Raw genomic sequence first — 23,122 nt, forward strand, 5'->3', positions numbered from 1 at the left:
GGCGCACGATTATTTTTTTACATGGCCGGTGGAAGGATAATGAAAGGATATCGTGACGGGATATAAAGATGCGATATGGACGTGCTGCTCTCACAGCGCGCATTATATTGAGTCTCCGGGCCTTGCTGAACCTGCCGCGTCTGGCTAAGTCCACCGCGGGGAGCCGCCCCGCAATCACGATCCGTTATCTGTCACCCGCACAGAGCCGCTCCAGGAGTTTTGGATGTTTTCTCGTCTGCTGGGTCTCATGTCTGCCGACATGGCCATCGACCTCGGCACTGCCAACACGCTCGTTTATGTCAAGGGTCGTGGCATTGTCCTCGACGAACCCTCCGTTGTGGCGATCGCCGAAGTGCGTGGCAAGAAACAGGTTCTTGCGGTTGGAAATGAAGCCAAGCAGATGGTTGGCCGGACCCCGGGAAACATCACGGCCATCCGTCCGCTACGCGATGGTGTGATCGCGGACTTTGAAGTCGCGGAAGAAATGATCAAACATTTCATCCGCAAGGTTCACAATCGCCGTGCGTTTGCCAGCCCTCAGATCATCATCTGCGTGCCCTCCGGCGCCACAGCGGTCGAGCGGCGTGCGATTCAGGAAAGTGCGGAGAGCGCGGGCGCACGCAAGGTCATGCTGATTGAGGAGCCCATGGCGGCAGCCATTGGCGCGGGCCTTCCGGTCACGGAGCCTTCGGGCAGCATGATCGTGGATATTGGCGGTGGCACGACGGAAGTTGCGGTCATTTCCCTCGGCGGCATTGTCTATGCCCGTTCCGCTCGTGTGGGCGGAGACAAGATGGACGAAGCCATCATTTCCTACATTCGCAAGACCTATAACCTCCTGGTTGGTGAAAGCTCGGCCGAGCGCATCAAGATCGAACTCGGTTCGGCCATGATGCCGGATGATCCTGCCAATCCTCACGGTCCGCTGACGGAAATCAAGGGTCGCGACCTTATCAATGGTGTGCCGCGTGAAGTGGTCGTCAGCCAGGCCCAGATCGCCGAGAGTCTGGCCGAACCCGTCATGCAGATCGTCGATGCCGTAACGACCGCCCTTGAGAATACACCGCCCGAACTGGCTGCCGATATTGTGGACAAGGGCATCGTTCTCTCCGGTGGTGGCGCGCTTCTGTATCGTCTGGACGAGGTGCTGCGCCTCTATACGGGTCTGCCAGTGACGGTTGCTGAGAACGCTCTCTCCTGCGTTGCGCTCGGAACGGGGCGGGCGCTTGAGGAAATGCGTCGTCTGCGCAGCGTTCTGAGCAGCATGTACTGAGGACTGGCTGACGCCGGATGCTGTCCATCCATGCCCGGCAGGTGCTTGCAAAGGCCATCCTGCCCATCCTGATCCTGCTGGCGGTTGGGCTTGTCCTTCTGGGACTGGTTCGTCGTCCGGCGGTTGATGGCGTGCGGCTGATGGCGACGGACTTCATGGCTCCGGCCTATCACGGGCTGGTCTGGCCGCAGGGACGTGTAGCCGTCTGGCTGACGGATCTGCGCGGCGCGACGGATCTGGCCAAGGAAAATGCTCGTCTGCGGGATGAAAACCGCGCCCTGCGACACTGGTACGATGTTGCGGTCGCGCTGGCGGCGGAAAATGGCCGTCTGAAAAACAGTCTGCACTGGATTCCACAGACTGTTCCCCAATATGTGACCGGGCGCGTTACCCGCGACGATGGCGGTCCGTATTCGCGCGCGGTTCTGCTGGATGTCGGCAGCGGCCATCAGGTCCGGATCGGGGACGTTGCGCTGGATGCGGCCGGATTGCTGGGCCGTGTCACAGAGGTCGGGCCGCATACGGTGCGTGTTCTGATGATCAATGACGATGCCAGCCGCATTCCCGTCACGCTGGCCTCCTCGCACGGGGATGCGATCATGGCCGGAGACGACACCGCCGCGCCGCGCCTGATCTTTTATCCGCAGGACCACCATCCCGTTGAAGGCGAGCGTGTCGAGACGCGGGGCCAGAGCACGATGCCCGCCGGGTTGCCGGTCGGGACGGTGCATTACAGCGCTCCGAACCGTCCGGTTGTGGTGCCGGATGCGGATCTGGACCGGCTCGATATCGTGCGCGTGTTCGATTATGGCGATGACGATTCGCAGGCGCCGGATGCGCCGGGCCGCGTGCGGGTAAAGAAACTGCCGCAGAATCCGCTCACCGGGCCGCTGCCATTTTCATGGCTGCCCAACCTGCCGGACATGCCGGGACGGGGAGGGCAGTAAGCGCATGGTTGCCGAGAACTCCACGCCGCATCTGCACTCCGCAGTCGAACCCAAACAGACTTTCCGCCGCGCGCTCGACATGTCCAGCCGGGCGGCAATGCCGTCGCTGTTCATCATGTTTTCCGCCATCCTGCTGTCCGCGCCGTTCGGAATCCCCGGACAGGCGCAGCTTCAGTTCGGGATCGCGATGTGTACGGTTTGGTTCTGGGCCCATAGCCGACCCCGCTCCATGCCCGCACTGGCGGTCTTCCTGTGCGGACTGGTGGTGGAGATTTTCAGCTTCGGGCCGCCGGGAACAGTGCTGCTGTCGCTTCTGGTGATCTACGGCGTGGCACATCACTGGCGCTATGGCCTGTCGCGTCTGGGATTTCTCATGGGGTGGCTGATTTTCAGCATTTTCGCTGTCATCGCCTCCTTTTTTCAATGGGCGCTGGTGTGCCTGCATGCCGTGGCACTGCTCTCTCCCGCACCTGGCCTCTTTCAGGCAGCGCTGACAATCGGTATCTATCCCAGCCTGACCGCGCTGTTCGTTTGGGGACGCCGCACATTTGCCAATCCCGATCAGGCCTGACAGCGTCCTTCTGCGTGCCGCGTCGAAGGCTGTTTTCTTTTCCGGATCTGAAATCCTGCCCTGATGTTTTCCCGAAAGACCCCTTTCCGCTCGCGGATACGCCAGAAACGTCAGGCTGAGCCTGTGCGTTCGGGGCGTGGCGTTTTCACGCGCCGCGCTCTGCTGGTCATGGCCGTGCAGGCTGGGGTTCTGGGTGTGCTCGGGCGGCGGCTGTATAACCTTCAGGTCGTGGATGGCGGCCATCTGCGCCAGCTTGCTGAACGCAACCGCACCAGCAAACGCCTCCTCGCCCCGGCCCGGGGGACGGTCCATGATCGTTTCGGTGTGGCGCTTGCAGACAACAAAGTGAGCTGGCGCGCGCTTCTGATGCCGGAAGAGACGACGGACATCCCGGCCGTCATCGAACGTTTCTCCCAGATCGTACCGCTGGATGAGCATGACCGCGCGCGTATCGAGCGCGATCTGCGACACGTCCACAAATACGTTCCCGTCACGCTGCATGAATTTCTGTCCTGGGACGACATGGCTCGGATCGAACTCAACGCGCCTTCTCTGCCGGGTGTGCTGGTCGATGTCGGTTCGACGCGGCTTTATCCGTTCAAGGGGCTGACCGCCCATATCGTGGGCTATGTCGCGCCTCCAAACGAAGAGGATGTGGCGAAGGACACGACACTCTCCCTGCCCGGAATGCGCGTGGGTCGTGCCGGGATCGAGCAGACGCAGGAGGCCTCCCTGCGTGGCGAACCGGGCTCTGTGGAGATGGAAGTCAACGCCGTCGGGCGCGTCATTGGCGAGATCGATCGCGTGGAAGGGCAGCAGGGCGAGGACGTGCGCCTGACGCTGGATTCTGTCCTGCAACAGCAGGTGCTCGGTCGTCTCGCAGACCGTGTGGCGAGTGCGGTCGTCATGGACTGTCGGAACGGCGAGGTGATGGCAATGGTCAGCAGACCGTCTTTCGACCCGTCACTATTCGATTCCGGCGTCAGCCATGCGCAGTGGAACGAATGGGCAAGCGACCCGCGCACGCCTCTGGTGGATAAGGCCGTGTCGGGCCTTTACCCGCCCGGCTCGACCTTCAAGCCTGCCGTGGCGCTCGCAGCCCTCAAATCCGGTTCCGTCACGGCACAGGACCGTTTTAATTGCCCCGGATATTACGATCTTGGTGGCGTGCGCTTTCATTGCTGGAACCGCTGGGGCCACGGCATGATCAATATGCACGAGGGTCTGAAATATTCCTGCGACGTCTATTTTTATGAAGTGGCCCGTCGTTGTGGCATGGACCCGATCAAGGCGGTTGGCAACACGATGGGTCTGGGCGTTAGGCCGGATATAGAACTGCCGCATGTTCGTTCCGGTGTGATCCCGACGCCCGAATGGCGGCAGAAGCACGGCTTTCACTGGAATGGTGGCGATACGGTCAATGCGGGCATCGGGCAAGGCTTCGTGCAGGTCACGCCGCTGGAGCTTGCGACCTATACCTCCCGCATCGCTTCGGGCCGAAACGTTCAGCCCCATCTGTTACGGGCGACCAACGACCAGCTTTCTGCCATGGCATCGGACGAGGCGGTGCCAAAGGTCGATCTTCCAGCGGAGTTTCTGGATGTCGTGCGCGGCGGCATGTTTGCTGTCGTCAACGAACCGCATGGTACTGCTCCCAAGGCACGGCTGGACCTGCCGGGCATTCAAATGGCCGGAAAGACGGGCTCGGCGCAGGTCCGGCGCGTGTCGCGGGCACTGCGTGAATCCGGGCACTTCAACTCCATGAACCTGCCGTGGGAATACCGCCCCCATGCGCTGTTCATCTGCTTTGCGCCCTACGATAATCCGAAATATGCCGTCGCAGTGGTGGTGGAGCATGGCAATGCAGGCGCGGACGAAGCCGCTCCGCTTGCCAAACTCATCATGACCGATACCTTGCTACGCGATCCGGCCAGCGATGTTCGACCTACCGCTCCGCAACCGCCTGCGGAGGCACAAACGCCGTCTGTCCCTGCTGAAGCCAACGCTTCTGCTCCCACGGACACTCCCGTTGTAGACGATCAGCCGGAGCGGGGAGCAACGCCATGAAACGCAACAGCCTGAACACATTCGGCTTTCTCAAATCCGACCGCCGCCTTTTGCGCGCGGAGCCTGATTTCAGGCCAATGGCGCGCCTGCTACAGGTCAACTGGCTGTATGTTCTGCTGGTCTGTGTGCTGGCGGGTGTAGGCTATATCGCGCTCTATTCCGCGGGCGGTGGCTCGGCCAAACCGTTTGCCGGACCACAGATGGTGAGGTTCGGCTTTGGTCTTGTCATGATGATTGCCGTTTCGCTTGTCAGTCCGCGCGTTCTGCGGATGGCGGCGGTTCCGATCTATCTGTTATCGATCACGCTCCTCGCCCTTGTGCTTCGGATGGGACATGTGGGGAAAGGGGCTGAGCGCTGGATCAATCTGGCGGGGATGCAGTTCCAGCCTTCCGAATTCGCCAAAATCGGCCTCGTCCTGATGCTGGCGACATGGTTTCACCGCATCGGCAACGAGCGGATGGGCAACCCTCTGCGCCTGATCCCGCCTGCGCTCCTGACATTGCTGCCGGTCCTGCTGGTGCTCAAGGAGCCCAACCTTGGAACGGCCACCATCATCGGCGTCATCGGGGCAACGCTGTTCTTCGCGGCCGGAATGCGGCTGTGGCAGATCCTGCTGCTCGTGGCCCCGCTCCCATTTATGGGAAAGCTGATTTACAGCCATCTGCACGACTATCAGAAGGCCCGGATCGACACCTTTCTGCACCCCGAGCATGATCCGCTCGGCGCGGGTTACAACATCATCCAGTCCAAAATCGCCCTTGGTTCGGGCGGCATGTGGGGTGAAGGATACCTGCACGGCAGTCAGGGACAGCTGAACTTTCTGCCGGAAAAACAGACGGACTTCATCTTCACCATGATCGGGGAAGAATGGGGCTTCGTCGGCGGGGTTGCCGTCATCACGCTGCTTGGAACGCTCGTCATGGGCGGGATGCTCATTGCGATCCGCAGTCGCAACCAGTTCGGGCGGCTGCTGGGTCTGGGCATTGCGATGGATTTTTTCCTGTACTGCGCCGTGAACCTGTCGATGGTTATGGGCGCAATCCCGGTCGGCGGTGTGCCGCTACCGCTGATTTCCTATGGTGGCTCGGCGATGCTGACGATGATGTTCGGCTTTGGCCTGCTCATGTCCGCCTGGGTACATCGGAACGAGCGCGATCCGGGTCAGGAAGACGATGAGGACTGAGTATCTGCGCTGTCGGATCTCTGCGCGAAAGCTGCAGAATTCGAATACGACATCCAGCCTTAAATGCTGACAAAACGGCTGCGGTGGATTGGGATGACAGAAAGGGAAACCGAAGGGCGTTCACGCCCTTCGGTCCCTGAGGATCAGCCCTCGATCTGGCCGAAATCGGCGATCAGGGCTGTTGTCTGGCGGAAGCGGGACAGCAGTTTGAGGCGATTGGCCCGCACCTCCGCCTCCGGCGCATTGACCGTCACAGCTTCGAAGAAGCGGTCAAGCGTCGGGCGCAGGGCAGCGATCGCCTGCATCGCATCAGTAAAACGCTCGTCCTTCAGGGCTGTTTCGATCGTGGGAACGGCCTGATCCAGACCAGTGGCCAGAGCGCGTTCCTCGTCCTGCGTATAAAGGGCCGGATTGGGCGCGCCAGTATGCGGGCCGTCCTTTTTATCCTCGATACGCAGGATGTTGGCGGCGCGCTTGGCGGCGGCGAGCAGGTTGCGTCCGTCTTCCGTCTGGATCATGTCTGACAGAGCGGAGGTCCGGGCCAGAAGCCGGACCAAATCGCCGTCCAGACCGTGCGTCAGGATGGCCGCAAGAACGTCATGCCGTTCGCCCTCGCTGCGAAGCTGCACGCGCAGACGCTCGGCCATGAAGTCCGGCAGCTTGGCCAGTTCGCCTTCTGCACGTCCGTTCGCCGCCTGTGCGAACAGTGCCGTTAGATTCAGACGCAGCCCGTTGTCACGGATCGTGCGGATAACGCCGAGGGCGGCACGGCGCAGCGCATACGGATCGCCCGAACCGCTCGGCAGTTCGCCAATGGCAAAGAACCCGGCCAGCAGATCCAGCCGGTCCGCGAGGGCAACGGCAATCGAAACCGGTGCTTTTGCAGTATCGTCGGATTGTCCGCGAGGCAGATAATGCTCGGCCACGGCGCGGGAGACGGCCTCGTCTTCGCCATCATGCGCTGCATAATAGCCGCCCATGACGCCCTGAAGTTCCGGAAACTCACCAACCATCCCGGTCGTCAGATCCGCTTTGGCCAGCAGTCCCGCACGTTCGGCCTGTGCGATCTGCGCGCCGTCCAGTCCCATGGCCTGCGCCACGGTGCCCGCGAGCTTCGAAATCCGCTCGGCGCGTTCAGCCTGCGTTCCCAGCTTTGCATGGAACGTGACCGCCGCCAGCGCCGGAACCCGGTCGGCAAGCTTCGTTTTCCGGTCCAGATCCCAGAAATGCCGCGCATCGGCAAAACGGGCGCGGAGCACGCGCTCATTGCCCGCCGTGGTCAGTTTGCCACCATCCTTGAACGGCAGATTGCCAATGAAGGCGAAATACGGCGCGGCTTTCCCATCCGGATTGCGGAGCGCAAAATAGCGCTGGTTGATCCGCATGGAGACCTGCATCACTTCGGCAGGCAGATCCATGAACGCAGCGTCAATTTTGCCCAGAAGCGGCAACGGATATTCGACCAGTCCGCAGACCTCATCGACCAGACCGTCATCCTGCACGACCGTAATGCCATGCTGCTCCGCCAGACGCGCCACGCCGGTGCGGACCATGTCGCGGCGGCTGTCCATGTCCACGATGACCGAGCGCGTTTCAAGCTCATCCTGCCACTGCGACGCGGACAGGATTTCGAACGCGCCGGGTGCAAGGAAGCGATGGCCTTCGGAGAGGTTGGAGGCCTTCAGCCCATGCGCGTCATCCCCGTCACGAACGAGAGCGAACGGCACGACATGCCCGTCCAGCAGGCATGCGATCCGACGCAGCGGGCGGACCCATGTGAAGTTCGATCCCGCACCCCAGCGCATGGATTTGGGCCAAGGGAACTTCCACAGCAGATCCGGCACGACTTCGGCCACGCGGCTTTCCGCGCTTACTGGATCGAGCGATTTGTTCAGAACCCAGAAGCCGTTCTCCAGCGTCAGATCAGCCGGGGTCACGCCATGCTTGCGCGTGAAGCCTTCCAGAGCCTTTTCCGGAGCCCCCTCACGCGGGCCGCGTTCGGACACCCTGCGAGCCGGGATTTCGGCATCGATGTTCAGAACCGCCGCGATGCGTCGGGCCCCGAAGAACGTCCGCAGATCACGCGGATTCAGGCCGTCAAGCGCCTTGGTCAGCAACGATCCCAGATCGTCCGCCGCGCGGGCCTGCATGCCGGAGGGGATTTCCTCGCTGAACAGTTCGAGAAAGAGTTCAGCCATGGGACGTCTCCTCACCGGCGAGCCATGCGTCGCAGGCGGCTTTGGCAAGCGCACGGACGCGCCCGATATAGGAGGCGCGCTCGGACACGGAAATCACGCCGCGTGCATCCAGAAGATTGAACAGATGCGAGGCCTTGAGGCACTGGTCATAAGCGGGCTGGGCCACGCCAGCCTCGGACAGACGCATGGACTCGCGTTCGGCATCATTGAAATGGGTCAGCAGCATCTGTGTGTCGGCAAGCTCGAAATTATGGCGCGAATAATCCTGCTCGGCGCGTAGGAACACATCGCCATAAGTCAGGCCACGGCCATTGAAATCGAGATCGTAAACGTTCTCGACGCCCTGCACATACATCGCCAGACGCTCAAGCCCGTAGGTCAGCTCCGTGGACGGCATGACGGTCGGAATACCGCCAACCTGCTGGAAATACGTGAACTGCGAGACTTCCATCCCGTCACACCAGACTTCCCAGCCCAGTCCCCACGCGCCGATGGTCGGGTTTTCCCAGTCATCCTCGACGAATCGGATATCGTGCAGTTCGGGGTCGATCCCGATGGCGCGATAGCTGGCGAGCAGAAGCTGCTGGCTATCCTCCGGCGTCGGCTTGAGCAGCACCTGATACTGGTAATAGTGCTGAAGACGGTTCGGGTTCTCGCCATAACGGCCATCCGACGGACGGCGGCAGGGCTGCACATAGGCCGCAGCCCACGGCTTGGGACCGAGTGCGCGGAGCGTGGTGTGAGGGGAGAGCGTTCCCGCTCCGAGTTCGGTATCGTAGGGCTGCAGAATGGCACAGCCTTTCTCGGACCAGAATTGATGAAGGCGCAGGATCAGGTCCTGAAAACAGAGCGGCCGGGTCGCAGACAATTCGATAGGCTCCGGTTGGCAGAAATCGGCCCCCACCTTACAGGCACAGGCCGTGAACCGGAAGGGAGCCTCCTGCGGTTGATCTTGTAGACTGGCCGTGGCTGCATCATATGATCGAGGCTCAGCAATTTCTTCATCTGGAAGGATGATGACGATGAACAACGAAGAACGCGATCTGATCGCCCGTTTCGTCGCCCGTGTCGGGGGAGGGCCGCAGGTCACGGGACCCGGCCAGCCACCGGCCACCCCCCTGCCGCCCGTCGATCCTGAAGCGGACCGCTTCATCGCCGAGAACTTCCAGCAGTACCCGGAAGCCCGCTACCGCGTCACCCAGATGGCCGTGGTGCAGGAAGCAGCGCTTGCACAGGCGCAGAACCGCATTCGCCAGCTCGAATTCCAGCTCCAGCAGACCCAGCAGCAGCTTGCACAGGCGCAGCAGTCGGGAGGTGGTAAACCGGGTGGGCTTTTCGGTGGCCTTTTCAGTGGCGGTAATCGTCCGCAGCAATCGGTCCCCCCGCCGGGCTGGGGCGCGCAACAGGCCGCACCTCCGCCGAATTTCATGCCGCAGCAGCAATACGCCTACCCGCCGGGCTACCAGCCGGGCATGTTCCAGCGCGGCGGCTCGGGCTTTCTGGGCTCGGCCCTGACGACGGCTGCGGGTGTTGCTGGTGGTATGATGGCTGCCAACGCGCTTGAAGGCCTGTTTTCCGACCATCACAGCGGCGGCGGTGATGCAGCCGGTGGCTGGGGTACGGGCGGCGACACCATCATCAACAATTATGGCAGTGACGCTTCGAGCGCAGACCCCTTCGGCGGTTCGGGCACCGATGCCGGTAACTTCTCCAACTCCGATTTCGGCGGTGGCGATTCCGGTGGCGGAGACTTCGGCGGCGGTGATGGCGGCGGCGGATTCGACGACATGTTCTGATCCTGTCTCTCTCAGACAGTGAGTTCTCAAAAACCCGTCTGGGCCATCGTGTCCGGGCGGGTTTTTTGATGTTTGCCAACCCGGCGCCTTATGCTGCGTTCGCTCTCATGACTGACCTCTTTCCCGATCGGGAGGCCCCATCCGATGTCCCACTCCGCTCCGAATGCCGATTTCCGCGATCTTTCTGCCTTCGATGCGCTGGAAGACGGCAAAATTACACCGTTTTCGCTGGACGGAGCGCCAGTCGTCCTCATCCGCGATGGTGAAAAAATTCACGCTTTCGCGGGAAAATGCCCCCACAAAGAGGCACCGCTGGAACAGGGGGCGTTCTGCCGGACCGAAAAAGGCACCGTGCTGGTCTGCCCCTGGCACAAGGCAGTTTTTGACGCGACGGATGGAAGCCTCGTCGAACCGCTGGCCCTCGATCCCCTGCCGCGTTACCCCGCCCAGATTGTCGATGGACGCGTTCTGGTCGGGCTGAAACCAATGCAGCGTGTCGCGCCCGCGAAACGACAGGAAGGCGACAGCGTCCTGCTTCTCGGAGCGGGGGCCGCAGCCGTCAGCGCGGCAGTGACGCTCCGGGCGGAAGGTTTTGCGGGCACGATTACAATGGTCAGCGAGGAAAAGGATCTTCCCTATGACCGCACGGCCCTGAGCAAGACCGTCCTCGTCAGCGAATCCGAAAAAGCCCATGCGCCCCCGGTTCGGGAAGAAGAATTTTATACCGAGCGCGACATCACGCGCATCCGCGGCCATGTGGCACAGTTCGACCCGCAGACCCGCACCGCAACCTTGCAGGACGGGACAAAACTGACAGCCGATCACGTCCTGATCGCCACGGGAGCCGTCACCAAAAAGCCGGATATTCCGGGCGTGGACATGAAGGGCGTCTATACGCTGCATCGCGAAGCGGATGCCGAGCGGATTGCCGCCATTCTCGACCCCGATCTGGCGGCCACGATCGTCGGTGCAGGGTTCATCGGTCTGGAAGCCGCGTCTTCCCTGCGTCAGCGCGGGGTCGGGGTAACGATTGTTTCCGATAACGAAATCCCGATGGAAAAACAGTTCGGGCGCGAAATAGGCATTCGTCTGCGCCAGTTGCATGAAGAAAACGGTGTGGCGTTCGTCTCGGATGCGCGGGTGACGAAGATCTATGCCAATGAGAGCGACGGCGGGACGGCGTCAGGCGTGGAACTGGATGATGGAACCCGGCTACCCGCCGCTTTTGTGCTGCTCGGCGTCGGGGTCATCCCGGCCACGGATTATGTTCTGGGGCTGGAGCGCGACAAAAGCGGTGCGATTGTTGTGAACGGTCAGATGCGCGTGACGCGGGGCGATAATGTCGGAGCCTATCCCGGCGTCTATGCGGCCGGGGATGCCTCCGCCGTCTTTCATGATGGTGCGCCACGGCGAATCGAACACTGGCGTCATGCCGAGGTACAGGGGCGGATCGCGGCTCTTGCGATGATGGGGCACGATACCCCGAACGTTCCGATGCCGTGGTTCTGGACGCAGCAATTCGGTAAGAAAATCGAGCTTCTGGGCTGGGGCGAGAGCTTCGACAATGTGGCGCTGGAAGGCGATATTCGCGGTTTCAGGTTCCTTGCGACCTATCTAAAAGATGGCAAACCCATCGCACTGGCCGGAGCAGGACATGCCGCCGACATGGCGCGGGCTGCAGTCGATTTTGATGGTTTCATGAAGGAAAAGACCTGAACCCGCCCCTGAGGTCGCAGAAAACTTGACATCAGAGGGCCGTCCCGGCTTCCTGCGCCCACTTATCCGCACAGGACGTTGAAGAGGCCCGCCATGCATCCATACCGCACCCATGACTGTAGCGCCCTGCGTGAAGAGAACGCCGGGCAGACCGTCCGCCTTTCCGGCTGGGTGCACAGCAAGCGCGATCACGGCGGCCTGCTGTTCATCGATCTGCGCGACCATTACGGCGTCACGCAGATCGTCATTCCTTCGGGCACGGACCTGCTGGAAAAGGTCGAGCGTCTGCGTGTCGAGAGCGTCATCACTGTGACCGGCAAGGTCGTGGTGCGTCATGGATCGCAGCGCAACCCGAACCTGCCGACCGGCGACGTCGAAGTTCTGGCCGAGGCTCTGGACGTGCGCTCCAGCGCCGAAGTCCTGCCGTTCCAGGTCGCGGGCAACGAAAACTACCCCGAAGAACTGCGCCTGAAATACCGTTACATTGACCTGCGTCGTGACAAGATGCACCAGAACATCCTGCTCCGCAGCAAGGTCATCACGAGCCTGCGCCAGCGCATGATCGCGCAGGGCTTCACGGAGTTCCAGACGCCGATCCTGACGGCCTCGTCTCCCGAAGGCGCGCGGGACTTCCTCGTTCCCGCCCGTCTGCATCCGGGCAAGTTCTACGCACTGCCGCAGGCTCCGCAGCAGTTCAAGCAGCTCGCGATGGTTGCCGGTTTTGACCGCTACTTCCAGATTGCACCCTGCTTCCGCGACGAGGCCTCGCGCGCTGATCGTAGCCCGGGCGAGTTCTACCAGCTCGATTTCGAGATGTCGTTCGTCACGCAAGAAGACGTCTTCACGGTGCTTGAACCCGTCCTCGCGGGCGTGTTCAACGAGTTCACGCCTGAAGGCTGGAAGATCACGGACGGCGCATTCCCGCGCATTCCGTATGCCGATTCCATGCGCGACTACGGCTCCGACAAGCCGGATCTGCGCAACCCGCTGATCATCAAGGACGTCACGGAGGCCTTCCAAGAGTCCGGTTTCGGCCTGTTTGCCAAGATCGCGGCCTCGGGTGGCCAGATCCGCGCCATTCCGGCTCCGGGGGCGGGCGACCGCCCGCGCGGCTTCTTCGACAAGCTCAACACCTGGGCGCGTGAAAGCGGTGCAGGTGGTCTGGGCTACATCATTTTCGAAGCAGAAGGCGGCAAGGGCCCGATTGCCAAGAACCTCGAAGCTGAGCGCGTCGAGAGCATCCGTGAAGCCTGTGGCCTTAAGGCCGGAGACGCCGTGTTCTTCGCCGCAGGCAAGGGGGACGAGGTCGCCAAGTTCTCCGGCGTTGTCCGCACCAAGGTCGCAACCGAACTGGACCTGATCGAGAAGAACGCGTTCCGCTTCTGCTGGGTCGTGGACTTCCCGATGTTCGAGCTGAACGAGGAAACCGGGAAGGTCGATTTCTCGCACAACCCGTTCTCCATGCCACAGGGTGGCCTCGACGCCCTGAACACGCAGGACCCGCTGACAATCAACGCCTACCAGTACGATATCGTTTGCAACGGCGTGGAACTGTCCTCGGGCGCCATCCGGAACCATCTGCCGGAAGTCATGCTGCGTGCGTTCGAAATCGCAGGCTACGGCCCCGAAGTCGTGGAAGAGCGCTTCGGCGGCATGCTGAACGCCTTCCGCTACGGCGCTCCGCCGCATGGTGGCGCAGCACCGGGTGTGGACCGTATCGTGATGCTGCTGGCCGATGAGCCGAACATCCGCGAAGTCATTCTCTTCCCGCTCAACCAGAGCGGCGAAGACCTGATGATGGAAGCCCCGGCTCCGGTCGAGCCCGCCCGTCTGAAGGAACTTCATCTGGCGCTCGACCTGCCGAAGCCCAAGCCGACCGCCAGCAAGTAAACCTTAAGCAGCCTCATTCGCTGTTTCAAAGCCGGCATCTTCCATTCAGGAGATGCCGGTTTTTTTATGCTGCCTGTTTTGCTTCGTTCTTTCCAGGTGTGGTCCGCGTAGAACTACCAGTGGACCCGGATGCCCGCTGTCACGGCTGCACTGCCGCCTGCGGCACCCTGGATGGTATCGCGGTGTCCTCCGAAGAAGCTCGCCGTCAGGTCCACGCCCGGAAGGGCTTTCAGCGGGTAGGCGAAAGTCGTCGTCACACCTTTTTCTTCCATCAGCGGCGATTGTGCTGCCCGCTCGACGTCCAGAGGGCCAATTTTTGAGAGATTCGACAGATCCAGCTTCATCCACTCTCGTCGCACAACGGGGGACGTTCCTGTCTGCTCAAAACTTAATCCGTCTGACCCGGATCGACCTGTCATGCTGTCCAGCAGAGCAGGAACCCGCAGGGCATCCGGATGAGGCATTCGTGTCCGTGCGGTATGATGTGCGGGCATGAAATAAGCGGGGTTCTGGGCGCGAAGCGGGAAGGCCCAGACGCTGCCGAGAATATAGGCCGCAAGCCGCCAGTCTATGCACATGGTAAAAACCCCCAACGAAAAACGACATGAGGGTCTGCGGTAATGGCGTACGAGCCGGATGTGCAAGATGTGAGCGCACGCCAAATCTTGTATCAAAAAAGATACAGTCAATAAAATATATTCAAATTCAAAGGCTGGAAATAAATACAACTCTAAATTTGTATCTTAAAAGACACACATCAACTTCTGTATCTTTCCGTTACAGGCGTAGGGCAAGGTATCGTACATGCAACACAAAATCATGATCTGCCCGGATTCCGCCATAGATGCGCCGCAGCCGCGCCAAGACGGTCTCGCCATCATCTTTCCGTGACAAGGCGTCATGAGAAGGAGAGCATTGATGCTGAAACATCTGTCAGGGATCTTGGCTGTTTCCGCCCTGTTTGCAGGTACGATGGCGATTGCGCCGATGTCGGGAACAGCCCGTGCCCAGTTCGTGCCCTATAGCGGCCCATACCGCCAGCCGCCTCCGCCTCCGCATACGCTGCCGGAAACAATTCCGCCCCATCGCGGAGACCTGCACTGGGTGCCGGGCTACTGGCGCTGGAGCGGCAACGGGTATCAGTGGCAGCCGGGTCATCTGAGCCGAAAACCCAATCTGCGTCGTGCGTGACAGGAGCCTTTTCAGACCGTGACGAGAACCGGAACGTGATCGGAAGCCTTTTCCTTCGCCCGCTCGTCCCGGTCGATCACAAAAGCTGTCAGGCGCTCGGCCAGACGGGGCGACAGAAGCGCATGGTCGATCCGCAGCCCTGAGTTCCGCTGGAAGGCCGCCGCCTGATAATCCCAGAACGTGTAATGTCGGCCCGCAGGGAGCAGGGCTCGGAGGGCATCCGTCAGCCCCATCCATTCCAGCCTACGGAACGCCGCACGGGTTTCAGGACGAACCAGCGCGTCGTCAGGGGAAAGCGCGCCGGGTGCCAGATCCTCGTCCGTCGGGCAGACATTGAAATCGCCGATGAACGCAAACGGTTTTTCCGCATCGAGCAGAACACGCGCGCGTTCCGCTAAAGCGTCAAAAAACGCCAGCTTGGTCGCGTAACCGTCTTCGCCGCCGGAATTGCCGTTCGGCAGATAAAGATTACCGATCGTAATGCCGTCGAGTTCCGCTTCGATATAACGGGCAGACGGATGATCGAAGCTCGGAAGCGTATGGTGCGTCACTGTGAAAGGTCGGCGTCCGATCAGGGCGACGCCATTATAGGCTTTCTGTCCCGAAGTCGCGACATGCAGCCCGGCTTCCGCGAACACGGCCGGAAACTGGCTGTCCTCGCATTTGATTTCCTGAAGGCACAGCAGATCGCAGTCCGGATGGCGCTCCAGCCAGTCCTGAACATGATGGGCGCGGGCGCGAATGGAATTGATGTTCCAGCTTGCGAAGGTAAACGGCGTGTTGCTCATGAACTCAGGCTAGCGAAAAGCTGGTGCCACAGCCACAGGACGAGGCCGCATTGGGGTTTGTGACCGTGAAATGGGCGCCCATCAACTTGTCTACGAATTCCAGTTCTGCGTTTTCCAGCAGGTCGAGGCTGGTCGTATCCACGAGCACGCGCGCGCCGTCCCGTTCGATGACGACATCATCTGCCGCCTGATCGCGCTCCAGTTTGAACTGATACTGAAACCCGTTGCAGCCTCCGGCCAGCACCGCAACGCGCAGCGCGAGCCCGTCGGGTTCGGGTTGCGCGGCAATGATCTCCTTGATGCGGGCGGCTGCGCTGGCGGAAACACTGAAAGGCACGGTGTCGGACATGGGTTCTGGTTCCCGGACTCTTCTGAAAAGACGACTGCGGTCCTGATTATATGGCCAGAGCGTTCCCCAGAGCAAAGGGGAAGGGTAAAGGAGCCATGCTTGCACCGGTACGATGCTGGCGTAGAATGGTCCCGTAAGCCGCCCGAAACGGCGCTCTCCCGGCCCGACGGCTCACGCAGGACAGTCTTGATGGTAGCGATCTACGCGGTACAGGATTCCGGCTCCCCTACGGATTTCAGGGGCCGACTCTACCCCGAAGTGGAAAGCCCGGTCCGCTCGCCCTGGCAGCGGGACCGCGATCGCGTGCTTCATTCCGCAGGCTTTCGGACCCTGCAATACAAGACGCAGGTCTTCATCAATCACGAAGGCGATTTTTTCCGCACGCGCCTGACACACTCGCTCGAAGTCGCGCAGATCGCCCGTTCCATCGCCCGTAATCTGGACCTTAACGAAGATCTGACCGAAACCGTGGCGCTTGCCCATGATCTCGGTCACACGCCGTTCGGCCATGCCGGGGAAGACGCCCTCGCGCTCGCGATGAAGGACTGGGGCGGTTTCGATCACAATACCCAGTCCCTGCGGCTCGTAACCGCGCTCGAAGCCCGCTACCACGCCTTTGATGGCCTGAACCTGACATGGGAAGCGCTGGAGGGGCTGGCCAAGCATAATGGCCCGGTCAAACGCCCGACGCCCTATTTCGCGGAATACGACGCGAAACATCATCTGGATCTGCAAAGCTATGCGTCCGCAGAAGCGCAAGTGGCCGCCATGTCTGACGACATCGCCTATCATGGTCACGATCTCGATGACGGTCTGCGGGCCGGGCTTCTCTCTTTTGAGGATATTGAAGACCTGCCGTTGGTCGGAGACGCCCTGCGCCGGTCCCGCGAGATGGAGCGCCTGATCGGGCGTGAGGCGTCCGATCAGGCGCAGCGCGTGCGTCACGAAACCATCCGCGTCGTCATCAACCAGCTCGCCACCGACCTCACGGACCAGACGCGCCGCAACCTCGAAGCGCTCAATCCGCAGTCCGCTGACGACATTCGCCATGCCGGTTATCCGGTCGTAGCGTTCAGCCCGGACATGCGGGAAGCCAACAAGGCCATCCGCAAGTTCCTCTATGCCCGCATGTACCGCCACTGGCGCGTCAACCGCATGGCGCGGAAAGCCAAGATTGCTGTACGCGAAATTTTTGAGATCCTGTCCGAAGATCCCGGCCTTCTGCCCGATCCGCTACGGGGGCGGGCGAAAGCCGCCGATGACGTGCAGCGCAGGCGTCTGGTGGCCGATTATATTGCCGGAATGACCGATCGTTTCGCGATGGAAGAACATCGACGGTTGACGGACCTCTCCGTGCTGGGCTGATAGAGCCTCTGATTTAAAGACGCGTTACAGGAATCGAGCTGAAATGGCCGCTGACACCACGACCCTTACGACTGACTGTCTCTTTGCCCGCACCCGGGTTCGGGTGTGCGAGGCTCTGCGATCGGTCGTCCCCGGCCTGCCGGAAGAGGTGGTGCAGCGCGTCGACCTGACCCCCACGCGTGACCCGTCTCACGGCGATATGGCGACGAATGCCGCGATGCTGGCCGCCAAGCCCGCGCGCCGTAAACCCGCCGATATTGCCGCCGAACTGGTCGCGAAACTCTCCGAACTTCCGGGGATCGCGAAGGCCGAAGCCGCCGGTCCGGGCTTTGTGAACCTGACACTCAAGCCCGAAGTCCTGCAGGGCGTGGCTGTTTCCGTTCTCAAGGCGGGCGACCGCTACGGCCGCTCCACGATGGGGCAGGGAACGCGCGTGAACGTGGAATACGTCTCCGCCAACCCGACCGGCCCGATGCATGTCGGTCATTGCCGTGGTGCGGTGGTGGGTGATGCGCTGGCCAACCTGCTCGAAGCCGCAGGCAGCCCGGTGATGCGCGAATACTATATCAACGATGCCGGAACTCAGGTTGTCGCCCTGACATGGGCCACATACTGGCGCTATCTTCAGGCCATCGGCACGGATATTCCGGCGGACGAATTCGGTGCCTTGACCCCGAACGGCCTACAATATCAGGGCGAGTACCTGATCCCCGTCGCGCAAAGCATTGCTGAAAAGCACGGACGTTCGCTCGCCAATGCCGAAGGTGGCCCGGCAGATCCGTCCGTCTGGTTCGAGACTGTGCGTCGTGAAGCGCTGACGCAGATGATGGCTGCCATCCGCGAGGATCTAGAAGGGCTCGGCATCTCGCATGAAGTCTTCGCCAGCGAAGCCGAGACGCTGGCCAGCGGTCGTGTCGATGCCGCGATCGCCACGCTCGACAGCAAAGGCCTGCTCTATGAGGGCGTGCTGGAACCGCCGAAGGGCAAAATGCCGGAAGACTGGGAAGCCCGTCCGCAAACGCTCTTCCGCTCCACCGAGTTCGGCGACGATCAGGACCGTGCGCTCCGCAAATCCGACGGCACCAACACCTACTTCGCCAATGATATCGGCTATCATGCCCAGAAAGCTGAAAATGCTGACGTCCTGATCGACGTCCTCGGCGCTGATCATGGCGGTTACGTCTCGCGGATGCGGGCCGCCATTTCCGCTCTGACGGATGGCAAGACCGGCTTTGAAGTCGTGATGTGCCAGATCGTGCGCGTCGTGAAAAACGGCGAACCGGTGAAGATGTCCAAGCGCGCCGGTACGTTCGTGACCCTGCGCGACCTTCTGGACGAAGTGGGCAAGGATGCCGTGCGCTTCACGATGCTGACCCGCAAGGCCGACGCACAGATGGAATTCGATCTGGACGCCGTCGTCGCCCAGACGCGCGACAATCCGGTGTTCTACGTCCAGTACGCCCATGCCCGTTGCCGCTCGGTTCTGCGTTCGGCCGAGACGATGTTTGGCACGGATGCCGTGACGCCGGAAGCCCTGTGCGGTGCTGACCTGACCAACCTGTCTTCGGACGTCGAACTGGCCGTTCTGCGCCGTCTGGCCGCGTTCCCTCGCAGTGTGGAAGCCGCCGCCACGGCTCGCGAGCCGCACCGGATCGCGACCTATTGCATTGATCTGGCGTCCGATTTTCATGCCCTGTGGAACCGGGGTCGCGAAGACACGACACTGCGCTTCCTGCACGAGAACGACCGCGCCACCAGCCTGGCCAAGCTGGCGCTGGTCTCGGCGATTGCGGGAACGCTGCGCTGTGCCCTCACCATTCTCGGCGTCGTGCCGGTGGAGGAAATGCGATGAGCCCGGAAAACGATCAGGGACGCGGAAACTCCGATCCCGGCGATTATGGCCGCACCCCGAAACAACCTGCGGGCCCGGCTTCGGGACCACGCCCGCAGCAGCGTTTCGAGCGTGAGCGCATGAGCAACGATTATGATGACGAACCCACGCCGCGCCGTCGCCCCGCTGCCCCCGCGACTGCCGCTGGTGCCGGACGTCTGACATCCCTGCTGGGCAATGATCCCGCAACGCGCAAGCTGGTCGGCGGTGCGGTTGGTATCGGCGTCGTGCTGATGCTGGCGGTCGGTGGCTGGTCGCTTATGGGCAGCCATCACGGTGGCATTCCCATCATTGGGCCGCCACCGGGTCCCGTGAAGGATCGTCCCGCCGACCCTGGCGGCATGCAGATCATGAGCAGTGACGATGGCGCAACTGACATGACCGGCAATGGCGAGGCGCATCTCGCGCCCGGCCCCGAACAGCCCGATACGAAGGCTCTGGCTCGTCAGTATGGTGTCCCCCCGGGAACGCCGGCGCAGGAGCCCGCGAAAACCGATGCGACCCCGGCTGCCACCGCGCCTTCCGCAGCGTCCCCCGCAACTGCGGGCAGCACCTCTTCTGCGACGGCGCCTGTGAACAGCCCGGATGCAACCGCGTCTGCTACACCGGAACAGCCCCGGCCCGCGACACCGCCTGCCACGACTCCGGAAAAACCGCAGGCTCAGCCTTCGGCTCCGACGAATACTGCTGCGAACACTCCGGCAGAAGCTCCAAAAGTGGCACCGAAAAAGGAAGAAACACCCGTCCATCACGCGGCTCGCCCAGTTGAAAAGCCGCTTCCCGCTCCCGTGCCTGAACCCGAAAGCGTCGCGCCGCCAAAGACTGCTGCTTCCGAGAAAACGGCCTCCAAGGCGGATGTCCCGTCCGGATCGCATGAAGTGCAGTTGGGCGCGCTCGACAGTGAGGTTGCGGCCCGCAAGGAATGGGACAGCCTGCGCCATCAGGCTCCGGCCCTGTTCGCCGGGCATACGCCGTTGTTCGAGAAGACCACACGTGGCGACCATACGTTCGTGCGTCTGCGGATCGGCGGATTTGCGGATCTGAAAGCCGCGCGGGCCTATTGTGTGAAGCTGCACGCGCAGTCCGTCGCCTGTACGCCAGCCCAGTTCTGAGCGCTGGCGTTTGAGCGAAACACTGCATCTGACGCTTGACGGGTTCGAGGGGCCACTGGATCTGCTCCTCGACCTTGCCCGCAAACAGAAGGTGGATCTGGCGAAAATCTCCATCCTGCAACTGGTGGAGCAATATCTGGCCGTCGTGGACAAAGCCCGTGCGGAAGCGCGGAGCCTGCGGCTGGAACTGGCGGCGGACTGGCTCGTCATGGCGGCATGGCTTGCCTGGCTGAAATCCAAACTGCTGCTTCCCGCCGAAAACGAAGACCCGGACGCCGAAGACGCGATTGAGCTTCTTCAGGAACGCCTGATCGAACTCGAACGGATGCGCGCCGCCGCCCAGTGGTTAGCCGCACAACCCCGGCTCGGTCTGGACGTGTTCCGGCGCGGGCAGGGCGAGGACCATACTGAAATCGACCGCTCGGGCCTGCGTGTGGAGATGCCCGCACTCATTACGGCTTATCTGTCCGCGCGGCGTAGAACAGGCCGCCGTACGGTCTATGCTCCCCGTGCCCGCCGCTACTGGAGCGTGCAGGACGCGCTCTCCCGCCTCAAACGCCTTCTCGGAACCGACAGTGTGGTCGGCTGGCACACCCTGACCTCCCTCCTGCCGGACCCGGACGAACTGGACGGAGAGGAAGGGCCATACGGACGCAACGCAGCTTTGGCAGGGACGCTCCTCGCAGGGCTGGAAATGGCGAAGGGCGGCGCGCTTGAACTGCGTCAGCCCGAGGCTTTCGGAGTCATTGAGTGGCGCCCTGCATCATGACCGACTCCGGAACGCTCGATCGGGCCTGCCGTCTGGTGGAGGCACTGGTTTTCGCCAGTCCCGAACCCGTCAAACCCTCTTCAATTGCAGAGCTTCTGAAGGCCCAGTCCGTTGCCGTGGCAACGGATGAGGCTGTGAAGGCCGTCCGTGCGCTCTATGCCGATCATGCCATCGAAATGGTGCTGGCCGCGGGTGGCTGGCAGTTCCGCACTCGCCCCGAATATGCCTCGGCTCTGACGAAAGTCGTGGAAAAACCGCGTCGCCTGAGCCGGGGGGCGATGGAAACGCTGGCGATCGTGGCCTATCACCAGCCTTGCACCCGCGCTGAAATCGAAGCCATTCGAGGTGTTTCGCTCGGACAGGCCATTCTTGACGCCCTGCTGGAAGACAGCCTGATCGCGCCAAAAGGCCGCAAGGAAGTGCCCGGTCGGCCTGTCTTGTGGGGCACCACCGCTCATTTCCTGGAAAGTTTTGCCCTCCCGAATCTTGCCGCTTTGCCGCGCAGGGAAGATTTCCTGCTGGATCGGGCCTCCACGGAAGCGGAAGACGATGCCCCGGACGGTTCTGCCGTAGGCGGAACGGAGCAGACAGGCTAGGAATGTCGCATGTTTGACTTCAGTTTCTCGGAAATCGCGCTGTTCGTGATGGTGGCGATGGTGTTCATCCGCCCGAAGGACCTGCCGGTTGCCATCCGCACCCTGTCCAACGGGCTGAAGGCGATGCGGCGCATGGCTTCGGAGTTCCAATCCCATGTGGACGAAATGGTCCGTGAGGCCGATCTGTCCGAGGCCCGCGACCAGTTCCGGGATCTGAAGAGCTTCAACCTGCGCGACCGCGTCACGAAAGCCATCGACGGCGACAACTCCATCCGCCGCAGTCTGGAGCTGGATGCGCCGACGAAAGCGTCTGCCGCCGCGCTGCCAAAGGTCCCGCCCGCTCCGCCGCTTCCGCCACCGCCCTCCCTGAGCGATCTGGAAACGGTGCCGTACAATGCCCGCCCGCAGTTCGAGCCAGCCGTGGACCTGCCCGCGCAGGAGGAGCCGGATGTCAACGAAGATGTCGCGGGCGCTCCGTCCATTCTCCCGCCCAGCACGGCACGACGGCTCCAGCATGAACGGTCCCGCTGGCGCGCGCCTGACATTCTGCCGCCCGTCCGCGCCATCCATGCCGGTCGGCGCATCCCCATCGCGAGCGGAAAGGACGGCGAATGACCGACACCGACAGCATCAACGACACGCCGATGCCGCTCCTCGAACATCTTGTGGAATTGCGCAAACGGCTGATCTGGTCGATCGTGACCTTCGTGATCGCCTTTGCCATCTGCTATCACTTCTCGGGCGAGATTTACCGCTTTCTGGCGGCTCCGCTCGGCAACATCATGCGCAAAAACGGTGAACAGCCGCACCTGATCTACACCGCGCTGTATGAGGCCTTCTTTACCTATATCCGCGTGGCCGTGTTCGGCGCGACCTGCCTGTCCTTTCCCATGATTGCCATCCAGGCCTGGATCTTCATCGCACCCGGCCTGTATCGCAGTGAAAAACGCGCCTTCGCACCGTTCCTGATCGCAACGCCGGTTATGTTCCTGATCGGCGCGGCACTCGCCTATTACGTTGTGTTCCCTTACGCGTGGCAGTTCTTCCTGTCCTTTCAGACGCCGCAGAACACCGATGGCGGCATGCAGATCGAACTTCAGGCCAAGGTGTCGGAATATCTGACGCTGGTCACGAAAATGATCCTCGCTTTCGGGGTCTGTTTCGAACTGCCAGTCATCCTGACGCTGCTGGTTCGTGTGGGGCTGCTGAATGTGGCGCAGCTCAAGCGCTTCCGCCGCTATGCTGTCGTTGCGTCCTTTGCGGTTGCAGCCGTTATTGCGCCGCCGGATGCGATTACGATGCTGAGCCTCGCCATTCCCCTCGTCGCACTGTACGAGGTATCCATTCTGACGGCCCGGTTCGTGGAACCGAAACCGATGGCCGTCGATGAAGACTGATGACACCTGCCGGAGCCCTGAA

At 61.8% G+C, this 23,122-nt stretch carries 21 protein-coding genes; 16 read left to right on the forward strand and 5 right to left on the reverse strand.

Annotated elements, in window-relative coordinates; genetic code table 11:
* Positions 1 to 223 precede the first annotated feature (223 nt).
* The 5 genes from HKD21_RS03880 to rodA all read left to right on the forward strand — a co-directional run bounded on the left by HKD21_RS03880 (position 224) and on the right by rodA (position 6,042).
* Positions 224 to 1,273 carry a rod shape-determining protein gene (locus tag HKD21_RS03880; RefSeq protein WP_194254289.1) on the forward strand — a complete coding sequence of 350 codons (1,050 nt, stop codon included), beginning with the start codon at positions 224 to 226 and terminating at the stop codon, positions 1,271 to 1,273.
* 17 nt (positions 1,274 to 1,290) lie between these two features.
* The gene (gene mreC, locus HKD21_RS03885) at positions 1,291 to 2,220 is read left to right on the forward strand and encodes a rod shape-determining protein MreC (protein ID WP_194254290.1); all 930 of its coding nucleotides are present in this window, start codon (positions 1,291 to 1,293) and stop codon (positions 2,218 to 2,220) included.
* Positions 2,221 to 2,224: 4 nt separating this feature from the next.
* The gene (locus HKD21_RS03890; RefSeq protein ID WP_194254291.1) at positions 2,225 to 2,791 is read left to right on the forward strand and encodes a hypothetical protein; all 567 of its coding nucleotides are present in this window, start codon (positions 2,225 to 2,227) and stop codon (positions 2,789 to 2,791) included.
* A gap of 63 nt (positions 2,792 to 2,854) precedes the next feature.
* The gene (gene mrdA / locus HKD21_RS03895; protein ID WP_194254292.1) at positions 2,855 to 4,858 is read left to right on the forward strand and encodes a penicillin-binding protein 2; all 2,004 of its coding nucleotides are present in this window, start codon (positions 2,855 to 2,857) and stop codon (positions 4,856 to 4,858) included.
* Complete coding sequence (gene rodA / locus HKD21_RS03900) at positions 4,855 to 6,042, forward strand: rod shape-determining protein RodA (protein ID WP_194254293.1); 1,188 nt, start codon at positions 4,855 to 4,857, stop codon at positions 6,040 to 6,042. Before mrdA ends, rodA begins: the two co-directional genes overlap by 4 nt.
* 143 nt (positions 6,043 to 6,185) lie before the next feature.
* Here rodA and glyS read toward each other — a convergent pair whose 3' ends face one another.
* Complete coding sequence (glyS, locus tag HKD21_RS03905) at positions 6,186 to 8,240, reverse strand: glycine--tRNA ligase subunit beta (protein WP_194254294.1); 2,055 nt, start codon at positions 8,238 to 8,240, stop codon at positions 6,186 to 6,188.
* Positions 8,233 to 9,108, reverse strand: coding sequence for a glycine--tRNA ligase subunit alpha (locus HKD21_RS03910; RefSeq protein WP_194254295.1), 876 nt, complete (start codon positions 9,106 to 9,108; stop codon positions 8,233 to 8,235). The genes glyS and HKD21_RS03910 overlap by 8 nt, the downstream gene beginning before the upstream one ends.
* Positions 9,109 to 9,262: 154 nt before the next feature.
* On the opposite strand from HKD21_RS03910, the gene HKD21_RS03915 reads away from it, so the two are divergent.
* The 3 genes from HKD21_RS03915 (at position 9,263) to aspS (ending at position 13,642) form a co-directional block, all read left to right on the forward strand.
* Positions 9,263 to 10,036: a DUF2076 domain-containing protein gene (locus tag HKD21_RS03915; protein ID WP_194254296.1), complete on the forward strand. Its 774-nt coding sequence runs from the start codon at positions 9,263 to 9,265 to the stop codon at positions 10,034 to 10,036.
* Between the two features lie 144 nt (positions 10,037 to 10,180).
* Complete coding sequence (locus HKD21_RS03920; protein ID WP_194254297.1) at positions 10,181 to 11,752, forward strand: FAD-dependent oxidoreductase; 1,572 nt, start codon at positions 10,181 to 10,183, stop codon at positions 11,750 to 11,752.
* Between the two features lie 93 nt (positions 11,753 to 11,845).
* Positions 11,846 to 13,642, forward strand: a complete 1,797-nt coding sequence (aspS, locus tag HKD21_RS03925; protein ID WP_194254298.1) for an aspartate--tRNA ligase — start codon at positions 11,846 to 11,848, stop codon at positions 13,640 to 13,642.
* A 113-nt stretch (positions 13,643 to 13,755) separates the two neighbouring features.
* On the opposite strand, the gene HKD21_RS14360 is transcribed toward aspS, so the two are convergent.
* Entirely contained in the window at positions 13,756 to 14,220 is a 465-nt protein-coding gene (locus tag HKD21_RS14360) for a hypothetical protein (RefSeq protein WP_228120900.1), read from the reverse strand.
* Between the two features lie 340 nt (positions 14,221 to 14,560).
* Between HKD21_RS14360 and HKD21_RS03935 the strand changes: the two genes are divergently transcribed.
* The gene (locus HKD21_RS03935) at positions 14,561 to 14,833 is read left to right on the forward strand and encodes a YXWGXW repeat-containing protein (RefSeq protein WP_194254299.1); all 273 of its coding nucleotides are present in this window, start codon (positions 14,561 to 14,563) and stop codon (positions 14,831 to 14,833) included.
* Between the two features lie 11 nt (positions 14,834 to 14,844).
* Here HKD21_RS03935 and xth read toward each other — a convergent pair whose 3' ends face one another.
* Together xth and HKD21_RS03945 are read right to left on the reverse strand one after the other, a co-directional pair.
* A complete protein-coding gene (gene xth / locus HKD21_RS03940) occupies positions 14,845 to 15,621 on the reverse strand; it encodes an exodeoxyribonuclease III (RefSeq protein ID WP_194254300.1) in 777 nt (258 codons plus the stop codon).
* A 4-nt stretch (positions 15,622 to 15,625) separates the two neighbouring features.
* Positions 15,626 to 15,970, reverse strand: a complete 345-nt coding sequence (locus HKD21_RS03945; RefSeq protein ID WP_194254301.1) for a HesB/IscA family protein — start codon at positions 15,968 to 15,970, stop codon at positions 15,626 to 15,628.
* 189 nt (positions 15,971 to 16,159) lie between these two features.
* Between HKD21_RS03945 and HKD21_RS03950 the strand changes: the two genes are divergently transcribed.
* From HKD21_RS03950 to tatC, 7 genes are read left to right on the forward strand one after another with little or no spacing between them, the layout of a single operon-like run.
* The gene (locus tag HKD21_RS03950) at positions 16,160 to 17,335 is read left to right on the forward strand and encodes a deoxyguanosinetriphosphate triphosphohydrolase (protein ID WP_194254302.1); all 1,176 of its coding nucleotides are present in this window, start codon (positions 16,160 to 16,162) and stop codon (positions 17,333 to 17,335) included.
* A gap of 43 nt (positions 17,336 to 17,378) precedes the next feature.
* Positions 17,379 to 19,187, forward strand: coding sequence for an arginine--tRNA ligase (gene argS, locus HKD21_RS03955; protein WP_194254303.1), 1,809 nt, complete (start codon positions 17,379 to 17,381; stop codon positions 19,185 to 19,187).
* Complete coding sequence (locus HKD21_RS03960) at positions 19,184 to 20,338, forward strand: SPOR domain-containing protein (protein ID WP_194254304.1); 1,155 nt, start codon at positions 19,184 to 19,186, stop codon at positions 20,336 to 20,338. The genes argS and HKD21_RS03960 overlap by 4 nt, the downstream gene beginning before the upstream one ends.
* A gap of 10 nt (positions 20,339 to 20,348) precedes the next feature.
* Positions 20,349 to 21,107: a segregation and condensation protein A gene (locus HKD21_RS03965; protein WP_194254305.1), complete on the forward strand. Its 759-nt coding sequence runs from the start codon at positions 20,349 to 20,351 to the stop codon at positions 21,105 to 21,107.
* The gene (gene scpB, locus HKD21_RS03970; RefSeq protein WP_228120903.1) at positions 21,104 to 21,703 is read left to right on the forward strand and encodes an SMC-Scp complex subunit ScpB; all 600 of its coding nucleotides are present in this window, start codon (positions 21,104 to 21,106) and stop codon (positions 21,701 to 21,703) included. Before HKD21_RS03965 ends, scpB begins: the two co-directional genes overlap by 4 nt.
* Positions 21,704 to 21,712: 9 nt before the next feature.
* Positions 21,713 to 22,318: a Sec-independent protein translocase protein TatB gene (tatB, locus tag HKD21_RS03975; protein WP_194254307.1), complete on the forward strand. Its 606-nt coding sequence runs from the start codon at positions 21,713 to 21,715 to the stop codon at positions 22,316 to 22,318.
* Positions 22,315 to 23,100 carry a twin-arginine translocase subunit TatC gene (tatC, locus tag HKD21_RS03980; protein WP_194254308.1) on the forward strand — a complete coding sequence of 262 codons (786 nt, stop codon included), beginning with the start codon at positions 22,315 to 22,317 and terminating at the stop codon, positions 23,098 to 23,100. The genes tatB and tatC overlap by 4 nt, the downstream gene beginning before the upstream one ends.
* Positions 23,101 to 23,122: the final 22 nt, after the last annotated feature.

It is taken from the genome of Gluconobacter cerevisiae (assembly GCF_015244675.1).
GTDB lineage: Bacteria > Pseudomonadota > Alphaproteobacteria > Acetobacterales > Acetobacteraceae > Gluconobacter > Gluconobacter cerevisiae.